General features: G+C 66.8%; 22 protein-coding genes and 1 pseudogene. 14 read left to right on the top strand and 9 right to left on the bottom strand.

All coding sequences use genetic code 11. The features are described 5' to 3' along the window. Positions 1 to 7: 7 nt before the first annotated feature. The 3 genes from U858_RS0115210 to U858_RS0115220 all read right to left on the bottom strand — a co-directional run bounded on the left by U858_RS0115210 (position 8) and on the right by U858_RS0115220 (position 3,076). Positions 8 to 1,327, bottom strand: a complete 1,320-nt coding sequence (locus tag U858_RS0115210) for an MFS transporter (protein WP_025138007.1) — start codon at positions 1,325 to 1,327, stop codon at positions 8 to 10. Positions 1,328 to 1,366: 39 nt separating this feature from the next. Then, the gene (locus tag U858_RS0115215) at positions 1,367 to 2,041 is read right to left on the bottom strand and encodes a DUF4286 family protein (RefSeq protein WP_025138008.1); all 675 of its coding nucleotides are present in this window, start codon (positions 2,039 to 2,041) and stop codon (positions 1,367 to 1,369) included. 123 nt (positions 2,042 to 2,164) lie between these two features. Then, on the bottom strand, positions 2,165 to 3,076 hold the full coding sequence (locus U858_RS0115220) for a LysR family transcriptional regulator (RefSeq protein WP_025138009.1): 912 nt from the start codon (positions 3,074 to 3,076) through the stop codon (positions 2,165 to 2,167). A 280-nt stretch (positions 3,077 to 3,356) separates the two neighbouring features. On the opposite strand from U858_RS0115220, the gene U858_RS0115225 reads away from it, so the two are divergent. Genes U858_RS0115225 through U858_RS0115250 form a run of 6 tightly spaced genes read left to right on the top strand, consistent with a single transcriptional unit; the run spans position 3,357 to position 8,454 of the window. Beyond that, on the top strand, positions 3,357 to 4,364 hold the full coding sequence (locus U858_RS0115225) for an ABC transporter substrate-binding protein (RefSeq protein ID WP_025138010.1): 1,008 nt from the start codon (positions 3,357 to 3,359) through the stop codon (positions 4,362 to 4,364). A gap of 3 nt (positions 4,365 to 4,367) precedes the next feature. Continuing rightward, the gene (locus tag U858_RS0115230; RefSeq protein WP_025138011.1) at positions 4,368 to 5,243 is read left to right on the top strand and encodes an ABC transporter permease; all 876 of its coding nucleotides are present in this window, start codon (positions 4,368 to 4,370) and stop codon (positions 5,241 to 5,243) included. A 2-nt stretch (positions 5,244 to 5,245) separates the two neighbouring features. Then, the gene (locus U858_RS0115235) at positions 5,246 to 6,067 is read left to right on the top strand and encodes an ABC transporter ATP-binding protein (RefSeq protein WP_025138012.1); all 822 of its coding nucleotides are present in this window, start codon (positions 5,246 to 5,248) and stop codon (positions 6,065 to 6,067) included. Between the two features lie 36 nt (positions 6,068 to 6,103). Next, a complete protein-coding gene (locus U858_RS0115240) occupies positions 6,104 to 6,286 on the top strand; it encodes a DUF4089 domain-containing protein (protein WP_025138013.1) in 183 nt (60 codons plus the stop codon). Then, positions 6,283 to 7,713: an AtzE family amidohydrolase gene (locus U858_RS0115245; protein ID WP_025138014.1), complete on the top strand. Its 1,431-nt coding sequence runs from the start codon at positions 6,283 to 6,285 to the stop codon at positions 7,711 to 7,713. Before U858_RS0115240 ends, U858_RS0115245 begins: the two co-directional genes overlap by 4 nt. Positions 7,714 to 7,746: 33 nt before the next feature. Beyond that, entirely contained in the window at positions 7,747 to 8,454 is a 708-nt protein-coding gene (locus U858_RS0115250) for a GntR family transcriptional regulator (RefSeq protein ID WP_025138015.1), read from the top strand. A 70-nt stretch (positions 8,455 to 8,524) separates the two neighbouring features. Here the strand turns inward: U858_RS0115250 and U858_RS0115255 are convergent, their stop codons facing one another. Further along, positions 8,525 to 9,067 (bottom strand): antibiotic biosynthesis monooxygenase, encoded by a 543-nt coding sequence (locus tag U858_RS0115255; protein WP_025138016.1) that lies wholly within the window; start codon positions 9,065 to 9,067, stop codon positions 8,525 to 8,527. A 201-nt stretch (positions 9,068 to 9,268) separates the two neighbouring features. Here U858_RS0115255 and hpxZ point away from each other — a divergent pair, with 201 nt between their 5' ends. After that, positions 9,269 to 9,646 (top strand): oxalurate catabolism protein HpxZ, encoded by a 378-nt coding sequence (hpxZ, locus tag U858_RS0115260; RefSeq protein WP_025138017.1) that lies wholly within the window; start codon positions 9,269 to 9,271, stop codon positions 9,644 to 9,646. 122 nt (positions 9,647 to 9,768) lie between these two features. After that, the gene (locus U858_RS0115265) at positions 9,769 to 10,323 is read left to right on the top strand and encodes an NADPH-dependent FMN reductase (protein WP_025138018.1); all 555 of its coding nucleotides are present in this window, start codon (positions 9,769 to 9,771) and stop codon (positions 10,321 to 10,323) included. 781 nt (positions 10,324 to 11,104) lie between these two features. On the opposite strand, the gene U858_RS0115270 is transcribed toward U858_RS0115265, so the two are convergent. Then, the gene (locus U858_RS0115270) at positions 11,105 to 11,323 is read right to left on the bottom strand and encodes a dodecin (protein ID WP_025138019.1); all 219 of its coding nucleotides are present in this window, start codon (positions 11,321 to 11,323) and stop codon (positions 11,105 to 11,107) included. A gap of 158 nt (positions 11,324 to 11,481) precedes the next feature. Next, positions 11,482 to 12,384: pseudogene (locus tag U858_RS33730) on the bottom strand (LysR family transcriptional regulator). A 112-nt stretch (positions 12,385 to 12,496) separates the two neighbouring features. Between U858_RS33730 and U858_RS0115280 the strand changes: the two are divergent. The 4 genes from U858_RS0115280 to U858_RS0115295 all read left to right on the top strand — a co-directional run bounded on the left by U858_RS0115280 (position 12,497) and on the right by U858_RS0115295 (position 15,351). Next, entirely contained in the window at positions 12,497 to 13,291 is a 795-nt protein-coding gene (locus U858_RS0115280; protein ID WP_025138020.1) for an SDR family NAD(P)-dependent oxidoreductase, read from the top strand. Between the two features lie 35 nt (positions 13,292 to 13,326). Then, entirely contained in the window at positions 13,327 to 14,340 is a 1,014-nt protein-coding gene (locus U858_RS0115285; protein ID WP_025138021.1) for a zinc-binding alcohol dehydrogenase family protein, read from the top strand. A gap of 180 nt (positions 14,341 to 14,520) precedes the next feature. After that, the gene (locus U858_RS0115290; RefSeq protein ID WP_029953908.1) at positions 14,521 to 14,778 is read left to right on the top strand and encodes a hypothetical protein; all 258 of its coding nucleotides are present in this window, start codon (positions 14,521 to 14,523) and stop codon (positions 14,776 to 14,778) included. A gap of 174 nt (positions 14,779 to 14,952) precedes the next feature. Beyond that, positions 14,953 to 15,351 carry a hypothetical protein gene (locus tag U858_RS0115295; protein ID WP_157838807.1) on the top strand — a complete coding sequence of 133 codons (399 nt, stop codon included), beginning with the start codon at positions 14,953 to 14,955 and terminating at the stop codon, positions 15,349 to 15,351. A 102-nt stretch (positions 15,352 to 15,453) separates the two neighbouring features. Here the strand turns inward: U858_RS0115295 and U858_RS0115300 are convergent, their stop codons facing one another. The 3 genes from U858_RS0115300 to U858_RS0115310 all read right to left on the bottom strand — a co-directional run bounded on the left by U858_RS0115300 (position 15,454) and on the right by U858_RS0115310 (position 17,993). After that, complete coding sequence (locus U858_RS0115300) at positions 15,454 to 15,810, bottom strand: hypothetical protein (RefSeq protein WP_025138024.1); 357 nt, start codon at positions 15,808 to 15,810, stop codon at positions 15,454 to 15,456. Between the two features lie 83 nt (positions 15,811 to 15,893). Further along, positions 15,894 to 16,790: an aldose epimerase gene (locus U858_RS0115305; RefSeq protein WP_025138025.1), complete on the bottom strand. Its 897-nt coding sequence runs from the start codon at positions 16,788 to 16,790 to the stop codon at positions 15,894 to 15,896. A 183-nt stretch (positions 16,791 to 16,973) separates the two neighbouring features. Then, a complete protein-coding gene (locus U858_RS0115310; RefSeq protein WP_025138026.1) occupies positions 16,974 to 17,993 on the bottom strand; it encodes an NAD-dependent epimerase/dehydratase family protein in 1,020 nt (339 codons plus the stop codon). A gap of 93 nt (positions 17,994 to 18,086) precedes the next feature. Between U858_RS0115310 and U858_RS0115315 the strand changes: the two genes are divergently transcribed. Both U858_RS0115315 and U858_RS0115320 read left to right on the top strand, forming a co-directional pair. Further along, positions 18,087 to 18,989, top strand: a complete 903-nt coding sequence (locus U858_RS0115315) for a LysR family transcriptional regulator (protein ID WP_025138027.1) — start codon at positions 18,087 to 18,089, stop codon at positions 18,987 to 18,989. A 180-nt stretch (positions 18,990 to 19,169) separates the two neighbouring features. After that, entirely contained in the window at positions 19,170 to 19,433 is a 264-nt protein-coding gene (locus tag U858_RS0115320; protein WP_025138028.1) for a hypothetical protein, read from the top strand. Positions 19,434 to 19,803: the final 370 nt, after the last annotated feature.

A 19,803-nucleotide genomic window follows, 5' to 3' on the forward strand; every position in this document is an offset into this window, starting at 1 on the left:
CGCGTCATCAGCGTTGCAGCGGCGCCTTGGCCGTTTCCTTGGCCGCCAGCACCGCGATGGCGGTGACCAGCAGCGCGGCGGCGACGTACAGCGAGATCGCCAGGGTGGAATTCCACGACTTGAACAGGCTGGCGATGATCAGCGGCGCAAAGCCCCCGCCCACGATGCCGGCCAGCGTGTAGGCCAGCGACGACCCCGCGTAGCGCACCCGGCCCGGGAACTGCTCGGTGATGAAGGCGGCCTGGGGGCCGTACATCATCGCGTGGATCAACAGGCCCACCACCACGGCGGCGCAGATGGCGACGGGATGCGCGGTGTCCATCAGCGTGAAGAAGACGAACGCCCACACGATCCCCAGCGCGGCGCCGGCCAGGTACACCGGACGACGTCCGATCTTGTCCGACAGGTGCCCGAACAGCGGCACGGCCAAGGCATTCAATGCCGCGCCCAGCATGGTCGCGGTCAGCGCCATGGGCCGCGACAGATGCAGCACCGTCGTCACGTAGGTCAGCGTGAACACCACCACCAGGGCATACAGCACGTCCGAGCCGATGCGCGAGCCGCCGGCCACCAGCAACTGGCGCCAGTGCTGGCCCAGCACGTCCTTGATGGGCGTGCTGGCGGTTTCGCGCTTTTGTTCCATCTCCAGGAACACCGGCGTTTCTTCCACGCCACGGCGCAGCCACAGGCCGAACAGCACCAGCGCCACGCTGGAAATGAACGGCACACGCCAGCCCCAGGCCTGGAATTCCTCGGGGCTGAGCCAGGCCGAGATCACGGCGATGAAGCCGGTGCCGATCAGCGTGCCGCACGACGGTCCGACCTGCGTGAACGAGGCGTTGCGGCCACGCTGGTTGGGTTTGCCGTGTTCCATCGACAGCAGCACCGCGCCGGCCCATTCGCCGCCCAGCGCCACGCCCTGGATGAAGCGCAAGGCCACCAGCGCCACCGGCGCCCAGACGCCCCAGCTGGCGTAGGTGGGCAGCATGCCCATCAGGCCGGTCGAGATGCCCATGATCACCAAGGTGGCGACCAGCACGAACTTGCGGCCCAGGCGATCGCCCAGGTGGCCGAACACGAAGCCGCCCAGCGGCCGCGAAACGTACCCGACCGCATAGGTCGAGAACGCCAGGATGGTGCCCGTCAGCGGATCGAACGACGGAAAGAAGATCGAATTGAAGACCAGCGCGGCCATCAGGTTGTAGATGGTGAAGTCGTACCACTCCAGCGTGGTGCCGACCGAGCTGGCCATCGCCAACCGTTTCATCTTGTCCGGCGAGGCCGCCGGGTGCGCGGTTGCCGGCGCATGCAGCGTGTTTTCAGCCATTGTGTTTCCCCATGTGTGGTGTGTGGATTGCGCCGCAGATCAGCGCAGGTCGGCGTCCGCCAGCTTCCAGCCCAGCGCGAGCAGCCAGGCGTCGGCGGCGCGTACGCCCAGCGCCGCAGATGCCTGCTCGGCCAGCGCTCGGGCCGCGTCGGCCGAGCTGGCCTCGACGACGAAGAGCGGGTCCAGGCGGCGGTTTTCGGTGGATTCACGCGGCAGCGGGCCGCTCAGGGCGGCGTCCGGTGCCAGCAGGTACGACTGCACGAAGCCGTCGGTCTTGGCCAGCGTGGCGCCTGCCTCGGCGGCGCGGTCGACCAACGCTGCGGCGTCGCCGCCGAACACCAGCGGCAACACCGCGATATAGCTGCCGCTGCCGAAGCCGGTCACGGCCTGCACGGCGCAGACGCGGCGCATTGGGTCGCGCATGCGGTCAAGATTGGTCACCGACCACGGCGTCTGGCGTTCGAACGCCGCGCGGTAGTCGGCGGTGGTGAAGGCGCCCAGCGATTCCGTGCGGTACAGGCCCAGGTACTTGCGTCCGCCCGACAGCGAGAAATAGCGCGCGCCCGACAGAAAGCCCGGGATGCGCACGCGCTCTTCGACGTGCTCACGGTCGTACCAGCGATTGAAATCGGTTTCGAATGCGGGATCGACGTCGCAGGCGACGAACAGCATCCCGTTGGGCGGCAGCGTGGAAGACGTGTTGGCTTGGCTCATGGCAAGAAGAAAATCCCTTCGGTTGCAGAAGGGGGTCATCTTCGGCCGACAGGCCTTTTCCAGCCAAACGAGTAATTTTTCGCGGCGGCAACAGAATTACTGAAAGCCCACTAAGGGATAACTCTATTGCGTCGAACCGAATTTAGGCGACGTGACCGACGCGGTGTACTGGTCGGATGCGCGGCTGGCCAGTTCGGCCACCAGGCGAATGGCATCGGACCCGGCGCCTTCCAGGTAGCTCACCACCAGCAATTGCGGCGGCACCGGCATGTCGCTGCGGATCACCTGCATCTCGCCGCGCGCCACGTATTCATAGATGGGCGGCAACGGCACCAGCGCACGGCCGAAACCGCTGCGCACCAGCCGCGCCAGCGCCGAGATCGAGCTGACGCAGTGCACCTTGCCCAGCGGAATGCCGGCCTCGCGAAACAGGTTTTTGAGCGCCTCGTGCGGTTGCGAGCCGGGGCTCATGGTCAGCACGGGTTCGCTCAGCAGCTGCTGCACCGTCAACGTTTCTTCGTCGCCCGCCGGCCCGACCCAGCCCATCTCCATCGGCAGGCACGGCGTGCTGATGACGCCGGTGTCCGTCAGCAGGTCAGTCTGGAAGGCGATGTCCAGCGTGCCTTCGCGCAGGCCGCGATGCAATGCGCGGGTGGTTTCGGAAGTCAGCTGCACCTCGATGCCCGGATAGGTGGACCGCAGGTTGGTCAGAAAGCCGATCAGCCAGGTGTGCACCACGGTTTCGATGGCGCCGATGCGCACCAGGCCGAACACGTCGTCGCCGGTGCGGCCCAGCGACAGGATCTGCTGGCGCAGTTCGAGCAGGCGTTCGCCGTAGTCCAGCAGGCGCGTGCCCACGGCCGTCAGCCGCAGCTCTTTGGCATCGCGTTCGAACAGCCGCGCGCCGATGTCCTCTTCGAGCGAGGCGATGCGGTTGGCCACTGCAGCCTGGGTGATGTGCAGGCGGTCGCTGGCGGCACGGAAACTGCCCAGGCGGGCGGACCACAGAAATGCTTCAACAAAACGGGTATTCATATCCGCGGCGCGCCTGGCGACGCGCCCCTTTTTCAGTACGCCAAGGCGGCAAGCCTTGATCCGCCCACATCCTACCGCCTGACGGCGCGCGCCCGCCACTGCCGCCCTGCCGCGGTGCCGATCATGCACCAATCTGGTTCACGACACGCCCCGACGCGGATCGCCTGCCCGCGCGGCCCCGGGAAACGGTGCCATGTTCACAAGTTGGCACGGGTCTTGCTTGTGTCCCTGGTATGCAAGCTTGTCTACAAGCGCCCATCCCGCCGACCAGGAGTTCCGCATGACCAACCGCCCCGCGCCCTTTGCCTTCAACGCCACCCGCCGCAAGCTGATGCAGGGCGCCGCGCTGGGAGCCGCCGCGTTGGCCGCGCCCGCGCTGGTGCGCGCGCAGTCCGGCCCGACCATCCGCATCGGCTACTGGCCGGTGGCTGCCGGGCTGCCGTTCTATGCCGCCATCGAAAAGGGCTACTTCAAGGAAGCCGGCCTGAATGTCGAAGCGTTGAAGTTCGCCGGCGCCCAGCAGGTCATGGAAGCCATGCTGGCCGGCCGCGCCGACGGCAGCGCCAATGGCACCGGTTCGGCCAACCTGGCCATCGGCGAGATCGCCTCGCCCGGCCTGTTCAAGATTTTTGCGTCCAATCCCAGCAACGCCAAGAACGTGCTGGACGAGTTCATTGTCGCGAAAGACAGTCCCATCCAATCCATCGCAGACCTCAAGGGGAAAAAGGTCGGTTCTGGACCCGGCATCCAGAATGCCACGCTGGCCAAAGCAGTGCTGGAGCGCGCCGGCGCAACCGGGGCAACCGTGGTCGAGTTGGCAATCAGCCAGCACGTCGCCGCGGTTGCCGCCGGCCAGTTGGACGCGTGCTACACGCTGGAACCCACGGGCACGGTCGGCCGCCTGAACGGCACCACCCGCGTGCTCGAAGCAGGAGTGATCGCCAAGTACGTGTTGGGCGATCCGATGGCGCCTTGGTTCGGCGGGTCGGCCTCGCTGACCACCGCGTTCCTGAAGAAGTATCCCGAGGAAAGCAAGAAATTCATCGCCGCGTACGCCCGCGGCATCGAGCTGATTCGCACCAAACCGGACGAGGCGCGCCCCTTCATGAAGGGTTACACCGCCATCGAAGGCCCCATGACCGAAGCCGTGCCGCTGGCCGCCTACACCCTGTACAACGAGTTCACCCCCGGCGACATCCAGTACTTCCAGAAGTTCTTCGACCTGTTCGCCGACAAGGGCATCTTCGCGCAGAAGGTCGACGTGGCCTCGATGCTGTACAAGGGCTGAGCCATGGATGCGATCAACGCCAACCGCACACCCGGCGCACCGGCCGCCGCCGTGGCGGCAAAGCCGGCCGCCACGGTGGCGCCCCCTGCCATCACTGGCGCGCCGACGTCCCGCCCGCCGCGCAAATGGACCGCCACGCGCCTGTTGCCGCTGATCGGCCCGCTGGCGCTGTTCGTGGTGTGGGACCTGGTGGTGCGGCTGCAACTGGTCAGCCCCGTGCTGCTGCCCACGCCGAGCGCCACGCTGGTGGCGCTGGCCAAGGGCATGGCGGGCGGCCCGCTGCTGGGCGATTTCCTGGCGTCCGTCAACCGCACGCTGCAGGCCTTCGTGATCGCCGGGGTGATCGGCGTGCCACTGGGCGTGCTGCTGGGCAGCAACGAAAAGGCCTATCGCAGCGTGGAATTCCTGGTGGACTTCTTTCGCTCGACGCCGTCGTCCGCGCTGATCCCGCTGTTCCTGATGATCTTCGGCGTGACCGACATGAACAAGATCGCCATCGCCGCCTTCGCGGCCGTGCTGGTGATCCTGTTCAACAGCGCCTATGGCGTCATCAATGCCCGCAAGCAACGCGTGATGGCGGCGCGGGTCATGGGCGCTTCGCGCTGGCAGATCTTCAAGGACGTGCTGATCTGGGAAAGCCTGCAGCCGACCTTCGTGGGCCTGCGCAGCGGCGTGTCGATGGCGCTGGTCATCGTGATCGTGGCCGAGATGTTCATCGGCGCCGACAGCGGGCTGGGCAACCGCATCATCAATGCCCAGCAGGTGCTGAACGTGCGCGAGATGTACGCGTCGATCCTGGCCGCAGGCGCTCTCGGCTATGTGCTGAACATTGTCTTCCTGGTGCTGGAAAAGCGCGTGGTCCACTGGAGCGGCCGATAACCATGTCCACTGTCATCAACCCCGTCATCGCCCCAGCCCCTGCGCCCGCCCCGTTCGAGCCGGGCCCGGCCGGCACGCACATCACGATCCGCGGCCTGACCAAGTACTTCGCCGGCTGGCCGCTGTACGAGAACTTCAACCTGGACATCCCCAAGGGCAAGATCGTCTCGGTGTTCGGCCCCAACGGCTGCGGCAAGTCCACGCTGATCAACATGATCGCGGGCCTGATTCCCATCGACGCCGGCGAGATCCTGTTCGACGGCAAGTCGCTGGCACAGACCAAGATCGGCTACGTCTTCCAGAACTACCGCGAAGCCATGTTCCCGTGGCTGCGCACCATCGACAACATCGCCTATCCGCTGCGGCTGGAAGGCCGCAGCAAGGCCGAGGTCGACGCGCGCGTCGAAGAACTGGTGGCGTCGTTCGACGTCAAGTTCGATCTCAAGCGCTATCCGTATGAACTGTCCGGCGGGCAGCAGCAAACCGCCTCGATCATGCGCGCGCTGGCGCCTGGCCCCGAAGTGCTGTTCCTGGACGAACCCTTTTCCGCGCTGGATTTCGAGATGACGCTGTTCATCCGCGAAAAGCTGCAGGAAGTCTTCATGCAGACCGGCACCACCATGCTGCTGGTGTCGCACGACCTGGAAGAAGCCGTGTACCTGGCCGACCAGGTGCTGCTGCTGACCAAGCGGCCCACCCGCGTGGCCGAAATCCTGAACTACGGCGACGCGCGTCCGCGCACCGTCGAGACCCTGTCCGAACCCGGCTTCATCGGCATGAAGAAACTGAGCCTGGAAATTTTCCAGCGCGAAGTGCGCCGCTAGGCCCTGCCATACCCGCCCTTTTCCGGAGAATCCGCCATGACCCAGGAAACCATCGATCAATACGTCCGCAGCGCACTGGCGCTGTCGGGCTATGCGCTGCGCGAGGCGGATACGGCCGACGTCGTGCAGCAGTTCTCGCGCATCCACGACATCGCCGCCACCTTCATCGACGAGGTCTTGCCGGTGGAATTGGAATCGGCATCGGTGTTCCGCCCGTGAACAGCGCCGTCCTGGAAATTGCGCGGCAGGTGCGCAGCGGCGAACGCAGCGCGACAGCGGTGCTGCAGGCCACGCTGGCCCGCGTGCGCGAGCTTGATCCGCAATACAACGGCTTCACTGCCGTCGTCGAGGCCCGCGCCCGCACCGAGGCCGCCGCCATCGACGCCCGCCGTGCACGCGGCGAGCCCCTGCCGCCCCTGGCCGGCGTGCCCTATGCCGTCAAGAACCTGTTCGACATTGCCGGCGAAACCACGCTGGCCGGCGGCCACGTCAACGCCGGCAACCCGCCCGCTTCGCGCGATGCCACACTGGTGACGCGCCTGCGCGACGCCGGCGCCGTGCTGGTGGGCGCGCTGAACATGGACGAGCACGCCTACGGCTTCACCACCGAAAACACCCACTACGGCGCCTGCCGCAATCCGCACGACGTCACCCGCATCGCGGGCGGCTCATCGGGTGGCAGCGCCGCCGCGGTGGCCGGCGGCCTGGTGCCGCTGACGCTGGGGTCGGACACCAACGGCTCGATTCGCGTGCCCGCGTCGCTGTGTGGCGTGTTCGGCCTGAAGCCCACCTTCGGCCGATTGGCGCGCACCGGGTCCTACCCCTTTGTCGGCAGCCTGGACCACCTGGGGCCCTTTGCCGCCGACGCTGCAGGCCTGGCCGCTGCCTACGACGCGCTGCAAGGCCCCGACCGCGACGACAACGCCTGCGCGCAACGCGCCGCGGAACCGACGCTGGCCGGGCTGGCGTCGGACCGGCCGCTGCGCGTGGCCGCGCTGGGCGGCTACTTCGCCCACTGGACCAGCCCCGAGGCCCGCCTGGCCGTCGACATCGCCGCCCGCGCGCTGGGCGCCGTCGATACCGTGGAACTGGCCGGCGCCGAGCAGGCCCGCGCCGCGGCCTTCATCATCACAGCGGCCGAAGGCGGCGCCCTGCATCGCCGCCGCCTCACCACACAATACGACGACTACGAACCGCATTCCCGCGCCCGCCTGGTAGCCGGCAGCCTCGTGCCCGCCGCCTGGGTGCAGCAGGCGCAGCGCATCCGCCAACGCGTGTACCGCGAAGCGCTGGCGCTGTTCGACCATTACGACGTGCTGATCGCCCCCGCCACGCCCGTGCCCGCCACCGTGATCGGCACCGACAGCCTGACGCTGGCTGGCCGGACGTTGCCCGCGCGCGCCAGCATGGGCCTGTTGACCCAGCCCATCTCGTGCCTGGGCTTGCCCGTGTGCGCCGCGCCGACGTGGCCTGGCGTCGGCCGCGACGCGCACCTGCCGCTGGGCGTGCAATTGATCGGCGCGCCGTGGCGCGAGGTCGACTGCCTGCTGGCCGCGCACCGGCTGGAGCGGGCCGGCGCGGCAGGCGTACGCACCGTCACGGCCGCCGTGGCCGCCACCCCGGCCGCGTCAGTAGCTGCGGCATAGATCCGCCCATCGACCGTCACCCCAGGCCCAGACATGGACTCCCCCTTCGCCGTCCTCGATACGCCCCGCAATCTGGCTGATGCCGCCTACGGCACGCTCAAGCGCGACATCCTGGATTTCAGGCTGGCGCCCGGCGACCGCTTCACCGAAACCGAAATCGCCGACCGCCTGCGCGTCAGCCGCACGCCGGTGCGCGAAGCCTTGTTCCGCCTGGAACGCGAGGGCTACCTGGAGGTACGCCAGCGCAACGGCTGGCTGGTCAAGCCGCTGGACTTCGATACGCTGGACCACTTCTATGAACTGCGCTGCGTGCTGGAAACAGCGGCGGTGCGCACCCTGTGTGCACCAGGCCAGATTCCCGATCCGCTACGCGCGCTGCAACCGCTGCTGGACACCTGGCTGGTGGATGCCGAAGACTATTCCCACGATGGCGATTGGTTGGCCAACCTGGACGAGCGCTTTCACATGGACCTGGTCGCCGCGGCCGGCAACCCCGAAATCGCGCGGGTGCATCGTGCGGCCACCGAGCGCATCCGCATCGTGCGGCAGCTGGACTTCACCCAGCCCGAACGCATCGCCCGCACCTATGCCGAACACGGCGCCATCCTGACCGCCATCCTGCAGCGCGATGCCGGGCAGGCGATCGCGCTGCTGCAAGCGCATATCGGCGACAGCCAGGCCGCCGTGCGCAAGATCACGCTGCATCGCATGTACGCCACGCGCCGCGCGCAGGCGGCTTAGGCGCGGCGGCATGGCAACCGACCCCGCGCAGCGAGCGGGCCTGCGCCCGCCGCCCGCGGCAGCATGTCGTTCAGCGCGGCCGCAACCAGCGGTCCAGCCGGCGCGTGACGAACGGAATGCACACGTACACCATTACCGGCGTCAGGGCGACGCTGGTGATCAGCGCACGCCAGAACACCGGCAGCACCGTGAGGTGTTCGCTGACCAGCAACGAGAACGCCAGCAGCACCGGAAAATACGCCAGCCAGATGCTGACCGCCTGCTTCCAGCGCGGCGGCGTGCTGCTGCTTTGCGTGCCGAACCAGGCGTCCATGCCGCTGACGCGGCGCGCATGGCTGGCGCGAACCAGGTTGGCGCCGCGTTCCAGCCACATGCGGCGCGGCAGCGATTTTTCCCAGCGCGTCAGGCTGGCCTCGTCGTTGAAACGCAGCACGATCTGGTACTGGTCGCCGCCTTCGGGCGGTTGCAGTACGCCCGACCCGAGAAAGCCGGGAAAACCGGCGGCGAGGATTTCGCCCTGGCGCATCCAGGACAGGAAATCGCCGTAGCGTTCGGGCGTGATGTGACGAGTGACCAGCATGGTGACCGGGGCGGAAACTGCGGAACTGGACATGGCGGAACTCCTGGGGCAGCGTACAGCGTGTTATGCAGTGTTTACCCTAGCAAGCCGCATGCCAGCCTTGCAGCGCAGCATCTGCCCCGCAGCAAGAGCGATATTGACCACCGCCGCAGAAATTGCGCACCGCAGCAGACACCATATTGGTGATTACCCTAAATAACGCACCATAACGGTGCATGATCAACCAGGAATTCGATGGACATCAATCTGCCCGACGTCGTCGCCGAGGTCACCGCCGCTTTCGCCCGCTATGAAACCGCCCTGGTCAACAACCAAGTCGACGTGCTGGACGAGCTGTTCTGGAACAGCCCCCATACCCTGCGCTATGGCGCCGGCGAAAACCTGTACGGCTACGACGCCATCCGCGCCTTTCGCGCCGGCCGTTCGCCGCAAGGGTTGGCGCGCCGCGTACTGCGCACGGCGATCACCACCTATGGCCGCGATTTCGCCACTGCCAACCTCGAATTCCAGCGCGACGGCAGCGACCGCATCGGCCGCCAGAGCCAGACCTGGATGCGCACGCCAGCGGGCTGGCGCGTGGTGTCGGCCCACGTCAGCCTGATGGCCGGGTAGGCAGGGCGGCAAGGCCTGACCCACATCAAGCCGCGCCATAACCTTATTGGCCCAATGGCATTGAGCCGTCATGAGGACAGGTCTACACTGGCCTTTCCCTAGTCCCCTGGAGCATCCGCCCCATGAGCACCTACAAGATCGCTGTCTTCGTCGGCAGCCTGCGCGCCGCGTCGATCAACCTGCGCCTGGCCCGTGCGCTGGAAAAACTGGTACCCGCGGACTTCAAGTTCGACTACGTCAGCCTGGGCGATGTGCCGCTGTACAACCAGGACAACGAGAACAACCTGCCCGCGCCCGCCGCCAAGCTCAAGCAGCAGATCCAGGACGCCCAGGGCATCCTGTTCGTGTCGCCCGAGCACAACCGCTCGTTGCCCGCCGCCGTCAAGAACGCGATCGACTGGGGCTCGCGTCCTTGGGGCCAGAATTCCTGGACCGGCAAGGCCGTGGGCATCGTGGGCACCTCGCCCAGCGCCGCCGGCACCGCGCTCATGCAGCAGCACCTGCGCAACATCCTGGCTGCCGAAGGCGCCGCGGCCCTGACCACGCCGGAAGTCTTCCTGCAGTACACCGATGGCCTGGTCGACGACCAGTACAACATTACCAACGAAGGCACGCGCAAGTTCCTGCAAGGCTGGATCGACCGCTACGTCGACTGGATCAAGAAGTTCAACGCCTGATCGCCGCCGTGGCCGGGTCCGGGGCGCCTCCCCGCCCGGCACCGATCGCCCGCTTACCTCCGGGCGATCAAGCCCCCCGATACGTCGGGGGGCTTTTTTATGCGCGCGGCTTATCCCCCTGAACTGTGGAGAAGCTTGAGGACAGGTGTGGGGCAGTCTCGAAAAATCGTGTGGGGCCAAGCACTTGCGACAGCCGATCAAACATTGCGCAATCGTCCATTTGGCTGATTTTTGGGCCACTTATCCACCGCCATGGGGATGAATACGGCCTCTTCAGACGTTGCCGCGCCGCCTCATGCCACGGTTGTGCATTTGTCCCAGCATTCTGTGGACAAGCATGAGGACAGACTGAGGGCAGGTACATATTTCCCTTGCGCATCAATGACCTGCAAGGGGTGGTCAAGAAAGGCCCAAATGGGCAGGGGATGGCACCATGTTGTCCCCGGGAAATGTGGATAAGGCTGAGGACAGCCTGCGGGCAGACGAAAAAATTCCTTTGCCAGCAAGACCTTGCGAGAGGCGGGCAATAAACGCTCAGGCCGGGGCCAAGTCCGCATCCGCGGACCGGCATCCCGACGGCAGCCCATGGCGGCCCAAGCTTGTCCCCATGGAATGTGGACAAACCTCTGAACAGCCGCATGACAAGCTGAAAAACGCCTTATCCGACAATCACTTGGAATGAGTGCTCACAAAATGAGCAGACGCCCGACAAGCCCGACCGCCTTCCGGGCATCCACGCGGACACGTCCCGCGATACAGCGTCCCGCCCGCGGCGCGATCGTCAGCCTTCGTTGCCTTCCAGGCGCATGCCGATCTTCAACCCGACCTGCCAGTGCGCCACCTTGCCGTCCTTGATGTGGCCGCGCACCTCGGTGACCTCGAACCAATCCAGGTTGCGCAGGGTTTCGGATGCGCGGGCGATGGCCTGGGTGATGGCGTCGTCGGTGGACTTGGTGGAAGACCCCACCAATTCGATCTGCTTGTAGACATGGTTCGACATAGCTCGTCTCCGTTGTAGAAGGGTGAGTCGCGAATCGTCGGCAGCGCGCGGGGTTCCGGCGCTTACGACCGGCAATCCATTCGAACACCCAGGATACCCGCTGGGCGCTAGAGTGGTGTTACGAGTTCCGACGTTCGCGGCCTCGGTCGCGGCCCAGCTCAGCCCGCTTCAAAGTCGCGCAAGCGCGCCTGCAGAAACTCGCGCAGGCGCTTGACCGTCGGCGACAGCAGCATGCGGTGCACGCACAGGAGGTACAGCGGCGAGGGCTAGCTGGCATAGTCGGGCAGCGCTTCGACCAGTCGGCCGGCGCGCAGGTCACCCAGCACGTCGTAGCGCGACTTGTAGGCCACGCCGTGTCCGGCCAACGCCCAGCGCCGCACCAGGTCACCGTCGTCGCCGACGCGGTCACCCTTGACCGGCACCACCTGGCTGGCGCCGCCGCGCTCGAACGTCCAGCGGTCGTGCAGCGATTCGCCCAGCACGAAGCACAGGCAGTTGTGGCGGCGCAGGTCGGCCGGCGCCTGCGGCATGCCATGGCGCGCGAAATACGCGGGCGATGCGCACACCACGCGGCGGTTGTGCTCGCCCAGCGGCAGCGCCACCAGGCTGGAATCGTTGGGCGTGCCGTAGCGCAGGGCAATATCGACCGGCTGCCGGTACAGGTCGGCCAACCGGTCGCTGATGCGCACCTGGAAGCTCACGCGCGGATGGCGCAGCTGGAATTCGTCCAGCCAGGGCAGCAGCACATTGCGGCCCAGGTCCGACGGAATCGACACCGACAAGGTGCCGGAAATCGCGGTCTTGTCGCGTGCCAGCGCATTCTGGCCTGCTTGCAAGGTCGACAGCGCGGCGCGGGCATATTCCAGGTAGCGCTCGCCGTCGCTGGTCAGGCGCAGGCTGCGCGTGGACCGCACGAACAACCGTGTTTCCAGCGTCAGTTCCAGCCGCTTGAGGGCCGCGCTGGCGACCGCGGGCGTCAGGTCCAGCTCGCGCGCCGCCGCCGAAAAACTGCCGTGATCCGCCGCCGCGACAAAGATCCGCAGGTCTTCAAACCGAAGCATGATGGGCTCATTTTCAAAAAATTATTGAAACTGAGTCCGATGCTAGCCGGTTTTTCATTGCCCGCGGACAGGTAATCATGGCCACACCCCCGAACCTGCAATGGAGTCCCCCATGAAGATCGAACTGAACGGCAAGAAGGCTCTGGTCACCGGATCGTCCGGCGGCATCGGCCTGGCCATCGCCGAGGGCCTGGCCGAGGCCGGTGCGCAAGTCGTGCTGCATGGCCGCAACGCCGACAAGCTCAAGCAGGCCGCCGACGCCATCGCGCGCCATTATCCCGCCGCGCAGATCAGCACCGTGCAGGCCGACATCGCCACCGCCGACGGCGCCGCCTCGATCTGCGCCGCGCATCCCGACATCGACATCCTGGTCAACAACGCCGGCTTCTTCGAACCCAAGTCGTTCACGGAAATCACCGACGACGACTGGCAGACCATGCTGGACACCAACGTCATGAGCGGCGTGCGCCTGTCTCGCTACTACCTGCCGCGCATGCTGGCCGCCAACTGGGGCCGCATTGTCTTCATTTCCAGCGAATCGGCGCTGCACATTCCCACCGAAATGATCCACTACGGCGTCAGCAAGACCGCGCTGCTGGCCGTGTCGCGCGGCCTGGCGGAACTGACCGCCGGCACTGGCGTCACCGTCAACGCGGTGCTGCCCGGCCCCACGCGCTCGGAAGGCGTGGCCGACTTCTTCGCCGAAATGGCCAAGGAACAGGGCGTGTCGCAAGACCAGATGGAACGCGACTTCATCGCCCAGCACCGCCCAAGCTCGCTGCTGCGCCGCCTGGCCACCGTGCAAGAAGCCGCCAACATGGTCGTGTACGCCTGCTCGAAACAGGCATCGGCCACCAACGGCGCCGCGCTGCGCGTCGATGGCGGCGTGGTCCGCACCATCGCCTGATCCCCCTTTTTCGAACCCTGACTCATCGAGCCCCCATGAAAGCCATCGCCTACTTCCAGAACCTGCCCGCCACCGATCCCCAATCGCTGCAGGACATCACCGCCGCCGATCCCGTGCCCGGCGACCACGACCTGCTGGTCGAGGTCAAGGCCATATCCGTCAACCCGGTGGACGTGAAGACCCGCGCCAACCGCAAGCCCAAGGACGGCCAGCCCGAAATCATCGGCTGGGACGCCGCCGGCATCGTGCGCGCCGTCGGCGCCAAGACCAGCCTGTTCAAGCCCGGCGACCGCGTCTGGTATGCCGGCGCCCTGACGCGCCCCGGCGCCAACAGCGAGCTGCACGTGGTGGACGAGCGCATCGTCGGCCGCATGCCGCAAAGCCTGGACTTCGCCCAGGCCGCCGCCCTGCCCCTGACCACCATCACCGCCTGGGAATTGCTGTTCGACCGCCTGCGCGTGCTGGACAACGCCGCCCCCAGCCAGGGCACCTTGCTGGTCATCGGCGCGGCGGGCGGCGTGGGTTCCATCCTGGTCCAGCTGGCCCGCCAACTGACCGGCCTGACCGTCATCGGCACCGCGTCGCGGCCCGAAACCCAGGCGTGGGTGCGCGAGCTGGGCGCCCACCATGTCATCGACCACAGCAAGCCGCTGACCGAAGAACTCAAGCGCATCGGCTATCCGCAAGTGAGCTTCATTGCCGGCCTGAACCAGACCGACAAGCACTTCGCGCAGATGGCCGAGGCCGTCGCCCCGCAAGGCAAGATCGCCCTGATCGATGACCCGGCGGCCATCGACGTGCGCCTGCTCAAGGGCAAGTCGGCCTCGCTGCACTGGGAATTCATGTTCGCGCGCCCGCTGCACGGCACGCCCGACCTGATCGCCCAGCACGAACTGCTGAACCAGGCCGCACGGCTGATCGACAACGGCACCCTGCGCACCACGCTGGGCGAGCACTACGGCAAGATCAACGCCGAAAACCTGCGCCGCGCACACGCCTTCATCGAAAGCGGCAAGGCCCAGGGCAAGGTGGTGCTGGAAGGCTTCTGACACCCACCCGCCCGTTTCAGAAACGAAGCGGGCGGGCCCTGAAAAAAATAGGACGGCTGTCTCGCATTGCCGTAAAGAAAGAGGTACAAACTCGACTGCGCGCGGCAGGCTTTCGGCATGTCGCCGCGTTTTCAGGAGTTTGCTCTGATCTGTCACCTATTCGGCCAAGCTGCGGAACCCATGCTCTGGGGCATGGTGGCGTTCGCCCTGCTGATGCTGCGGCTGGTCCCCCTGCAAGGGTGGAAAGCGGCCGCCGTCGCCGGGGTCACCGCCGGGCTGGTGTTCGACACCATCCAGTTCCGGGTCGGCCCGCCGCGCATGTGGGATTCGCTGGTGTTGGGGTCGGTGCTGGCCGCCCTGCTGGTGGCCGCCGTGCTGGAAGGGCTGTTCCTGCTGCTGCAGCGGGTACGCGCCCGCAGCCTGCGGTCCCGGACCTGACCCGCAGGGCAGGCGTTGCCTCGCCCGTCGGCGGCGTAGTTACATCCCGTTGACGCCGCTGCAAGCTTCTTCACAGAGCTTGATCAAATCCCGTTAAAAAAGGCTGGCCGCCGGCATCAGAATGCCGAATGTCCGGCCGCCCGACGGCCGTGGACTCCCTTCGGAGATCGCTCCATGAAAACCGCCCGAGCCGCCGTGCTCATGTCCCTGGCGGCCCTCTGCGCAGGCTGCGCCGACGGCACCGCCATCCCCACCGGCAACCGCTACGCGCCGTCGCTGGCGTCGTCGGTACGGCTGTATTCCGACCCGCCGCATGCGCCTTATGAAGTCGTGGGCCTGGTCAAGGCCGAAAGCTCGGCCGGCATCAGCGCGCAGGAATCGATGGAATACGCCATCGAGGAATTGAAGAAACAGGCCGCCAGCCTGGGGGCCAACGGCGTCCTGCTGACCGGCAACGGCGCACGCGTCACAGGCACCGACACCACCACGACCTACGACAAGCACAGCCGCCACGCCAGCAGCAGCGACGTCACCGCCCAATTCGTGGAAGGCCGCGCCATCGTCGTGAAATAGGCGGGATGCGGCGACGTGGTTGACGGCACGGGGCCGTTGGTCCGGGCCGTTGGTCCGGATCAACCACCCGCCCTGTTCGGCCAGGGCGCAGACCGCGCCGGGTCAGGCCTGGCCATCGCGCCTGGCGCGGGCATGGGGGTCGCTGATCTCGGCATCCAATTGAGCGATCAGCCAATCGAACCAGCCATTCTCGGTGCGCGCATACACCACCGCGGACGGGGTCTTGCCTTCGCGCCAGCCCGGCTGATGCGCATCCATCCAGGCGGACAGGCTCTTGTGCGGCGCCAGCAGGCCGGACAGCCACAACCACACGTATTCCGGCACATTGCGCCGAAAGCCCTTGGCGCTGGCGTAGATCGTCGGCTCAAGCGGCAGGTTGCCCGAGCGGGCCAGCTTGGCCTGGACCCGGCGCAGCGTCTCGGCCGCGGCCTGCAATTGTTCGGTGCTGAGCTTTTTCACGTAACGACTCCTGGACTGGTTTTGCCGGATTATCGCCGTAGCAGCGGGCGCTTGCCAGCGGACATTCACACCGGCCGGCAGATTCAACGGGGCGGTTGCAGCGCAAGCAGCAGCGTGGCGCTGAAACGCGCGCCCGGCTCCAGCACTTGCAGGCCTGTGCGGGTATCGCCCGCCGCCGCCAGATTGAAGGCGTCGGCCACGTTGGTCACAGGTTCGACGCACAGGAACGACGAGCCCGGCGCGGTGTACACCACCAGATGCGCGAAGGCCGGATCGGCGTGCAGCGCCAGTTCGTGTCCATCCGACCAATGCAGCGTGGCGCGCCCGCCCCATTGCGACAGATAGGTATCGCAGCCCGCGGCCGACCAGCCCAGCTCGCGCACATGGGTGGTCTGGCTGCCGGTGGGCAGGCCATCGGCATCCGCCGGCCAGTGGCGGCGCGCATGCAGCGCCACCCGCTCGGCCGTGAAATACGGATGAATGCCGCAGCCGAACGGCATGGGCGAATCGCCTTTGTTGATCATCAACAGCGTCAGCGACAGGCCGCGCGAATCCAGCCGATAACGCTGCACGCATTCAAATGCCCACGGCCAGCCCAGCACGCCCGCGGGCTGATCCAGCACCAGATCCACCGCATCGTCGGCCAGGTGGCGTACCTGCCAGGCCTGGTACAAGGCGCTGCCGTGAATGGCTTGTGGCCGTCCCGGCAACGACTGCAAAGTATGCCGCGCACCGTTGAAGGTGAACACGCCATCGTGCACCCGGTTGGAATACGGCGCCAGCGGATAGGACCCCGCGCGCGGCCACTTCGCGGGCGACCATTCGGATTCGGTCAACGGCACGATCCAGTCGTGCGCGTCGCTCGACAGGCGCGTCAGGCGCCCGCCGCCACCCGGCGCGAACTCGGCGCGATGGGGGCCAAAAGCAATCGTCACCCGCTCGCTGGCATCCAGCGGCGCGGCAAAAGGCAGGTCGGACATCGGGGGCTCCCGCGGCGCTGCAACGGCCGCGTGGCGCCATTGTGCATGTCCGGGTCTGACGGGGGCAAGCCGGGCGGGCCGACAGGCTGGCTGGCGGCTGATTGATGGCCTGTGTGTCTCTGCTTGCCTGCTTGACTGCCTGCCTGCCTGCCTGCTTGCCTGCTGGCGTGCCTGCCTGCCCGGTCAGGCCAACGCCTTGGCCTGGACAGGCGACTCGGGCAGGCAGCCCAATCCGCGCAAGGTCGCCTCCACGGCATCATCCAGCGGCGTCAGCGGTTCTGCGCCCAACAACTCAACCAGCCGCGCATTGTCCATGCGCAGCGGCTGGCGCCACAGATACCGCATTTCCATCAGCTCGCGCAGTGTCGGCACGAACGGCGCCGCCAGTCGCAGCAGCCACCACGGAAACGCGCGCACTCGCGGCCGAACGCCATGACGCCCTGCCACCCGTACGATCGCGGCCGACATCTGCGTGCCGTCCGCATCCCAATGCCCCGCCATATGAAATGCCGCGAACGGCGCCAAGGCGTCGCGGCGCGCCAATACCTGCACCAACGTGCGCGCCACGTCCGGCAGATAGCTCCATTGATGTCCCACGCCGCGCGCTCCCGGCGCCTGCACCACGGCCACCGGCCGCCCCGGTTTCACCAACCCTTGCGAGAACCAGTTGTTGCCGGCGCGCGGCCCGAAAAAATCGCCCGCCCGCAACACAATCACGCGCACGCCGCGGCCGCTGGCCACTTGCAGCCGATGTTCCAGCTCCACCCGGATCGCCCCCTTGCGGGTCTGTGGATGCTGCGGCGAGGTTTCCGTCAGCACCGGATACGCATCCGGCCCGTAGTTGTAGATCGTGCCCGGCAGCACGATGGTGGCGCCCTGCGCTTGCGCCACCGAGATCGTGTTGTCGATCATCGGCAGCACCAGCTCGCCCCAGCGGCGGTAGCCCGGCGGATTCACGGCATGCACGATCACGTCGCACCCCATCGCCGCCCGCGCTACGTCCTGCCGGTTCATCGCGTCGCCGCGCAGCCAGGTCATGCCGTCCTGCTGCGCCGTTTCCGTCGCCAGCCCTCGCGCCAGGGCGCGCACGCCCCAACCGGCGTCGCGCAACTGGCGCGCCGTTTCACCACCCACTCCGCCCGTGGCGCCCAACACCAGCGCCGTGCCCGGTGGCTGCGCCTGAATCATCGTTGCCATGCTCATGGTCTTGCTCCTGTCGTCCCATGGCAAGCATTCTGGCGCCGTGCCGCCAATAAATAAATTGCTGAACCTGACCGTGCAGCTATACATTTATGCATGACCAACAATATCGGCTGGGAACTCTACCGCAGCTTTCTGGCCGTCCTGGCCGAAGGCTCGCTGTCCGGCGCCGCACGCGCCCTGGGCATCACCCAGCCCACGGTGGGCCGCCACATCGCCGCCCTGGAAAGCGCCCTGGGCCAGGTGCTGTTCACCCGGTCGCAAACCGGCCTGCTCGCCACCGACGCCGCCCTGTCGCTGCGCGGCTACGCCGAAGCCATGCAAAGCAACGCCGCCGCGCTGGAACGCGCCGCGTCCGGCCACGGCCCAGGCATCACCGGCACGGTTCGCATCTCGGCCAGCGAAGTCATCGGCATCGAAGTGCTGCCGCCGGTCCTGGCGCAACTGCGGCGCGACCATCCCGGCCTGACCCTTGAACTGGCGCCCACCAACCGCGTGCAGAACCTGCTGCTGCGCGAAGCCGACATCGCAGTACGCATGGCCCCGCCCAAGCAGGAACAGCTGATCGCCCGCTCGGTCGGCGCCGTCGACATCGGCCTGTTCGCCCACAAAGACTACCTGCGCCGCCATGGCACCCCCACCCAGCCCACCGACCTGGCCAGCCACGCCCTGATCGGCTACGACGCGCTGACGCCCTTTCTGCGCGAAGCCGGCAAACGCTTCCCCATTCCCTGGCACCGCGACACCTTCGCCCTGCGCGCCGACAGCGACCTGGCGCAACTGGCGCTGATCCGCGCGGGTGCCGGCATCGGCGTCTGCCAGGCCGCCCTGGCCCGGCGCGACAAAGCCCTGGTGCGCGTCCTGCCGCGCCAGGCTGCCTTTCCCCTGGAAACGTGGATCACCATGCACGAAGACCTGCGCGCCAGCCCGCGCTGCAAAGTCGTGTTCGACGCGCTGGTCGCCTGCCTGCTGGCGCATACGGGCGCGGCATCGGCCTGACCGCGGGGGTCCCCGGGCACCCGCCGGTCTCTGCGGCCGCAAGACCGGAATGAGGCGAGTGGCAGTCGGCCCCCAAGGGCAGCAATATCGGACCAATGCGACATCACCGCCCAGCGAAATAGGACTGATCGGATATACTGTTTATTCATACAGTACTTAGACCGCACGGGAGGCCCGACCATGACCAGTCTGATCAACACCCCGCCCCCACGCAGCATCTGGCTCAGCGCCTTCCCGCGCCTGGCCGGCGTGAAAAACGGCGACTACCTGCCGCTGGGCCGCCTGCAAGAGGCCACCGGCCTGGAAAGCGGCCCCAAGCTGCGCGACGTCCTGGCCGCCGCTGAACGCGAAGGCCTGCTCCTGATCGATCGCGGCGCCACGCCCGCCAGCTACCGCGCCACCTATGCGCTCGAACGCCAGGTCACCCTGTTCGCGGCCGATTGAGCCACCGTGGCCACATCCGACGCCTCGACCGATAGAGTGCTAACGATCACTTGCAATGCTGTTACATCCGGGGAAATAGAATCCTCGGGAATGCAAGACAAGGAGAAGACCATGCAAGAAGAAACCACCAAGCCCGAACCCACCCGCCGCCGCTGGCCGTTCGGCTACGGCCAGGAAGCCAAGATCGGCTGTTGAATCCGCCCCCGGCGGACATGTCGTAGCACGCGCCTGGCATCCACAGCCGGGCCAACCTAATCCATCCTCACCCGCCGTTAGCGACTGAGCGGGTTGCTGGAACCTCAATGGCTTGCAGTGCCATTCCCTGTCCTGTTTGATACGCGCTTTCCTGAAGAAGGCCACGTAGGACGAG

Source organism: Achromobacter sp. DH1f, from assembly GCF_000633435.1.
Classification (GTDB): Bacteria; Pseudomonadota; Gammaproteobacteria; order Burkholderiales; family Burkholderiaceae_B; genus Achromobacter; species Achromobacter deleyi.